Consider the following 1,307-nt stretch of genomic DNA (forward strand, 5'->3'; position numbering starts at 1 on the left):
ATCAAGCTGGGACAGCGTGAGCCTCAATGGCTCGATCTGGCCGAGGGGGTACGGGTCAAGGTCCGGCCCCTGACCACGCCCGCCTACGCCATGATTCAGGCCCAGGCCGAGAAGGTCTACGAGGACTGGGCCGAGCACAGGGCCGGCGCGGAAGGCCTCGATCCCGCCGCCGAGGCCGTCCGCCGGGGCCTGATGCGCGCCCTGATGATCAAGGGCCTCTCCCTCTATGCCGTCATCGACTGGCAGGGCGTCGAGGGACCCGTGTCCGAGGAGACGGTGGCGGCTTTCGTGGACCAGCAGCCCCTGCTGGCCGCCCTTTTCTATCACCGCTACCTCGCTCCCCTGGAGGAGAAGGCCGCCGAGGGAAACGCATCCGGGCCCGCGCCGCGTGGCACTTCGGCGGGGGCCCAGGATACTGCAAGGCCTGCGGAGGCGGCTGCGGCGCCGAATGCCCTTATCGCCAACACGAGCCCCTGACCGAGGCCGGCTGGCAGGCCTGGGATCTGCTGCTGCGCCTCGCCGGGCAGCTACGCTTTGCCCCAGGCGGTTCCGTGCTCGGCATCGACTTGACCGTTGCCCTGAAAATGGCCGAAGCCCTCGGCTACGACACCGCCGCCGTCGCCGAGCTGCTGCCCGATGCCGAGGCCGGCCTGCTGGAAGGCCTCGCCAAGCTGCGCAAGGAAACCTCCGAGCCATGAGCGACAGGACTCTCGCCATCCGCCTGGCCGTCAAGGACGGCGAGGTGGTGCGCCGCGCCCTCATGCAACTGGGCGAGGACGGCGCCAAGGCCCTGGCCCGCATCGAGCAGGCATCCAAGCCCGCCTCCAAGGGGCTGCTGGCCATCAACGAGGTGACCTCGGCGGCCCGCGTGCATCTGGAAGGCTTCGCCGGCCACCTGGGGGGCGTCGGCTCGGCCATGCTGCGCCTGGGTCCCGCCGGACTGGCGGCCGGGACGGCGCTCGGCGGACTGGCGGCGGCCATGGGCCAGGGGCTGCACGAAATGGAGACGGCCCAGCAGTCGCTCCTGCGCCTCGAAGCCGTCCTCAAGGCCACCGGCCATGCCTCGGGCCTGACCGGCCAGGAACTCAACGACCTCGCCGACGCCATGGAGGCCAGCACCATGGTCACCGCCGAGGGGGTGATGGATGCCTCCTCGGTTCTGGCCACCTTCCGCTCGGTCTCGGGGGACAGGCGACCCTCCGGGGCCTCACCGGGTTCGTCAACGACCTGCGGGAGGGCTTCAAGGGCCCGGACATCGCCAGTCAGGTGGCGACCCGCGTCCAGCAACTGGCCGACCTGGAGAAGCG

General features: G+C 70.8%; 3 protein-coding genes. All 3 read left to right on the top strand.

The features are described 5' to 3' along the window. Positions 1-477 (top strand): hypothetical protein (locus H7841_18535; GenBank protein ID MEO5338856.1); only part of this gene is annotated, 477 nt, incomplete at its 5' end. A 74-nt stretch (positions 478-551) separates the two neighbouring features. Next, positions 552-698 carry a hypothetical protein gene (locus tag H7841_18540; GenBank protein MEO5338857.1) on the top strand — a complete coding sequence of 49 codons (147 nt, stop codon included), beginning with the start codon at positions 552-554 and terminating at the stop codon, positions 696-698. Beyond that, on the top strand, positions 695-1,307 hold a 613-nt coding region (locus H7841_18545), incomplete at its 3' end, for a hypothetical protein (protein ID MEO5338858.1). The genes H7841_18540 and H7841_18545, both read left to right, overlap by 4 nt.

This window comes from Magnetospirillum sp. WYHS-4, assembly GCA_039908345.1.
GTDB lineage: Bacteria > Pseudomonadota > Alphaproteobacteria > Rhodospirillales > GLO-3 > JAMOBD01.